7 protein-coding genes are annotated in these 4,173 nt (G+C 66.8%); all 7 read left to right on the top strand.

Annotated features, from left to right (window positions below; translation table 11 throughout):
• The first annotated feature begins 122 nt into the window (after positions 1 to 122).
• Entirely contained in the window at positions 123 to 557 is a 435-nt protein-coding gene (locus MAA8898_RS25485) for a hypothetical protein (protein WP_094023819.1), read from the top strand.
• Entirely contained in the window at positions 554 to 964 is a 411-nt protein-coding gene (locus MAA8898_RS25480; RefSeq protein ID WP_094023818.1) for a regulatory protein GemA, read from the top strand. Before MAA8898_RS25485 ends, MAA8898_RS25480 begins: the two co-directional genes overlap by 4 nt.
• Positions 965 to 1,287: 323 nt before the next feature.
• Positions 1,288 to 2,184 carry a Mu-like prophage major head subunit gpT family protein gene (locus MAA8898_RS25475; RefSeq protein WP_094023817.1) on the top strand — a complete coding sequence of 299 codons (897 nt, stop codon included), beginning with the start codon at positions 1,288 to 1,290 and terminating at the stop codon, positions 2,182 to 2,184.
• 5 nt (positions 2,185 to 2,189) lie between these two features.
• Entirely contained in the window at positions 2,190 to 3,122 is a 933-nt protein-coding gene (locus MAA8898_RS25470) for a phage protease (protein WP_141194963.1), read from the top strand.
• A gap of 373 nt (positions 3,123 to 3,495) precedes the next feature.
• Entirely contained in the window at positions 3,496 to 3,654 is a 159-nt protein-coding gene (locus MAA8898_RS26515) for a hypothetical protein (protein ID WP_176445330.1), read from the top strand.
• A gap of 25 nt (positions 3,655 to 3,679) precedes the next feature.
• Positions 3,680 to 3,841: a LuxR C-terminal-related transcriptional regulator gene (locus MAA8898_RS26075; protein ID WP_141194962.1), complete on the top strand. Its 162-nt coding sequence runs from the start codon at positions 3,680 to 3,682 to the stop codon at positions 3,839 to 3,841.
• Positions 3,842 to 3,858: 17 nt separating this feature from the next.
• Positions 3,859 to 4,173, top strand: a 315-nt coding sequence (locus MAA8898_RS25465; protein WP_141194961.1) for a hypothetical protein, incomplete at its 3' end; no start/stop codon positions are given.

The raw sequence follows: 4,173 nt of genomic DNA, 5'->3' as shown, positions 1-4,173 counted from the left end.
GACGAGCTGGTGGCCGGTCTGATCACGGATGCCGAGACCGCCGAAACCGCAAAGCGGACCCTCGCGCCTCTCATCGCAACCGCCATGATCCACGATCCCGAAGGCCGGAAAGGACCGCTGCAATGAGCGATGCACAACTGTCTGACCATGAATGGCGGCTGAAAATGGCGCGCGAGGGCAAGGCCATATACGTGCCTGGCAAGACCGAGGAAGAGGTGAAGGCCCGGCTGGACGGGGAGACCCGCAAGAGCCTGCGCCTGCATCTGAATGTCAGCCTTCGCGAACTGGAGGGCGCGAAGATCGCTGCGAACAACGCGGCTACCAACTACGGCGCGGCGGCACACGCCTTCGAACTTCTCGCCTATTGCATCGGGCAGGGGGCGATAGCCTCCGACGACGAAGCCCTTGGTTCGACCCTCTTCCTTCTGGGGCAGGCCATGCGCCGCCTGGACGAGACCGAAGGAAGCAATCTGGCGCAGCTCGGGCTGATGCTCGGGCGTGCCGAAGCCAACGATTTCGACTTCATCCCCCGCAACGACAAGGAGACGGCGAAATGAGCATCAGCGACAATCAGCGGAAACTGTTCTGGGTGGCGGCGCGCCAGCTCGGGTGGAACGAACACCAGATCGGCACGGCGCTGGCGCAGATCGCGGGCGTGGAGAGCATCAACGACCTGGACTGCGACGGCTTCGATGCCATGATGGGCTTCTTCGAGTATCAGGGCTTCACGCCGCTCACGGCGAAGGGTGCGGACTACGGCAAGCGCTCCGGCATGGCCAGCTTTCGGCAGATCGAGCTTATCCGCGTGCTCTGGTGGGAATACACCGCGCGCAAGGGGGGTGAAGTCGAATTGAACGCCTGGCTGGAGAGGACGTTCAGGGTCACTTGCCTGCGCTTTCTGACGTTTGAGGGCGCACGGAAGGCAATCACCGCGCTCAAGGCAATGAAGGCGCGCGCGGCCTGACCTGGCGACACCTCGACAAGACACGGAAGGGCGGTGCGCAAGCGCCGCCCTCTTCGCATCCGCGCCCAGAGCCACGGAGCGCGCGCAGGAGAGGCGTTTCGTTCCGAGGCACTCTCGCCCCACCGGAAGGCGAGACGGGTATTAAATGGGGGTTAAATTCGAGCCTCAGCGGCAAGTTCGGCTGGCGGCGTCGATTGCCGGGGCAAAACCGGCATCCGGGCGGGCGGAAATACTACCCCCCGTAACGCATCTTCCGGCCTTGTTACCCCTTGTTCCATCAAGGGGCCTGACACGCGGCCCCCGCAAGACAAGGGGCAAAGGCCATGCTGGTAAACGAGCAGAACATCGACCTGGTTTTCCGGGGCTTCAAGGAGACCTACACAGACGCTTTCCTCAACGCGGCGGTCAACTGGGAAAAGATCGCCATGAAGGTTTCGAGCGAAGGCTCGGAAGAAACCTATGGTTGGCTTGGCGGCGTTCCGCAGCTGCGCGAGTGGATCGGCCAGCGCGTCGTCTGGGGACTGCAAGCCCACGGCTTCACGATCCGCAACCGCAAGTTCGAAAGCACGGTCAGCGTTCCGCGCGAGAACATCGCCGACGACAAGCTCGGGGTGTTCAAGCCTGCCTTCTCGCAGATGGGCGAACTGGCGAGGACGCATCCCGAAGAGCTGATCTTCGCGCTCCTGGCATCGGGCTTCGACACCCTCTGTTTCGACGGCCAAAGCTTCTTTGACACCGATCACCCGGTGACGGGGCCGGACGGGGTCACGATCAACGTCAGCAACTCCGGCGGCGGCAGCGGCACCGCCTGGTTCCTGCTGGACACCTCGCGCACGGTCAAGCCGACCCTCTGGCAGGAGCGGGAACGCTACGAGTTCACGATGCTCACCCGCGCCGAAGACCGCAACGTGTTCATGAATGACGAATACCTCTACGGCGTCCGCGCCCGCGTGAACGCGGGGTTCGGCCTCTGGCAGCTCGCCTATGGCTCCAAGCAGACGCTGAACGCGACCAACTATGCCGCCGCCCGCGCCGCCATGATGGGTTACAAGTCCAGCGAAGGCCGCATCCTCGGCGTGCGCCCGACGACGCTTGTCGTGCCGCCGTCGCTCGAAGACGCGGCGCTCAAGCTGCTCAACACCGAAACCTTGGACGGCGGCGCATCGAACCCCTACAAGGGCACGGCGGAGCTTATCGTCACGCCCTACCTGGGCGCGTGACGGTCATGCCCGCCACCTTCACCGTCCAGTGTGAAACCGCCCTGACCGGCGCGCCGGAGTGGGTGCAGCTCATGCCCCTGGGCGAGGTCAAGACCCGAGACGGGCGGCGCTTCGTCAACGACGATCCGCGCCGCGTCCTGGCGCACTTCGCGGCCAACCGGATCGACCTGCCGGTGGACTACGAACATCAGAACGACCGGCCCGAAGCCAACCGCTCCGGCCCGGTCCCGGCAGCGGGCTGGATCAAGGAACTTGCCGTGCGCAACGATGGTATCTGGGGGCGCGTCGAATGGACCGACCGCGCGCGCCAGATGATCACGGCGCGCGAGTATCGCTTTCTCAGTCCCTCGCTCATGGTCGAAAAGGACAGCCTGCGCGTCGTCGCGCTGAAAGGTGCGGGCCTGGTCCACCGGCCCGCGCTGCACATGACCGCCCTTGCCTCGCAGGAAACCGACATGCCCGACCCCATGCCCCTTCTCGCGCGCCTCGCGCAGCTCCTGAGGCTGGGTGAGGACGCGAGCGAAGACGACATCCTTGCCGCGCTGGAAAAGCGCCTGGGCGAGACGCCGGACGCGGGCGACTATGTGCCGATGAAGGCATGGGAGGAAACGGCGGGCTGGTATAACTCGAAGCTTGCCGCGATGCGTGAGGACCGGATAGCCGACAAGGTGGACCGGGCGATTTCCGAAGGTTTCATCCTGCCCGCCGCGAAGGACTGGGCGCTGAACCTGTGCCGCGCCGACGAGGCGAGCTTCGACGACTTCCTGGGCAAGAGCCTTCCGGCCTGGGGACACCTCAAGCGCAGCATCCTGCCCGGCGGCAAACCGCCGGAGGGCCTCACCCGCCCCGGCGGCGCGCGCCGTGGCGAGCATCGCCCCGAGGTTCTGCTCCTGAGCGAACAGCTCGGCATCCCGCCGGAACGCCTGGCGGAGGACTGAGGCGCATGGCCTCTGACACCCTCACCGCCTGCGGGCCGCCCCTCTTGTCGCTTTGGGCGGTCTACGTTGCCGGTTGCCTTGCGGGCCTGGGCTGGGGCTTGACAGTGACCATGAGCGTGAGGCGCGCAGCGCCCGACCGCTGAACAAGATCGGCCTGCACAGCGCCCCGAGTGTGCAAGCCGCCCGCCCCGAAGTGTCAGCGACGGGGCGACGGGGGCCGGACGCCTTGTCTCTGCGTCCGGCCTCCAATCAGACCCGGCGGCGCGGCGCGCGCCGGATGATGGGGACCGGGAGAATGCCACCCTTGTCAGACTTGCCCGACACCCCGAGGCCAAACCTCCCGGCAGCGCCTGAGCCTGAGGCGCGGCCCGCCGTGTGCTATCCGCGCCACCCGGCCCACCTCGATCCCTTCGTAGAGGAACTGGGCGCGGCGCTCGCGGTGCGCTTCCTGATCGCCTTCGCGGGCAACACCCTCTATTTTCCGACCGACCCGGCAGGCGTGCCGCGCCGCCGAGGCGCTGGTGGGCCGTGACCGCTTGCAAGCCCTGGGCGCACGGATGCCCTCCAACCGGGCGGAAATCCCGGTGCCGCGCTCCTGGCTGATCCTCGCCTTGACGGCCGAGGGCAGGACCACCGCCGAAATCTGCCGGACGCTCAAGGTCACGGCCAAGACGGTCAAGACCGCCCGGCGCGAAGGCCGCTGGCAGGGCCGGAAATGACGCCGCGGCGGCATGACTTGCGCGACCTGGTCGCAGCGGCGCAGGTCGCACGGCAGGAGCTTGCCAAGGCGCACCGCCTGGCCGATACCACCATGGACCTTGCGGCGGCGCTGGCACGGCGCGAGCTTGACCGCATGGACGCGGGCGAAGTTGAACACCCCGTTCAACACCCCGTTGCAGACCTTCCCCCGCCCTGCGACCATCGCCGCGCGCACCGCCCCGGCCTTCCCGCCCGGATCGACGCCGACGCGGAGCTTCGCGCCTTCATCCTCGCCCGTATCGACGCCTTGACCTTCCCCCAGCTCGAAGGCGAAGTGGCCAAGGCATTCCCG

Origin of the sequence: Antarctobacter aquimaris, from assembly GCF_900184945.1 — a bacterium.
GTDB lineage: Bacteria > Pseudomonadota > Alphaproteobacteria > Rhodobacterales > Rhodobacteraceae > Maliponia > Maliponia aquimaris.
This window is presented reverse-complemented; position numbering and strand designations above follow the sequence as displayed.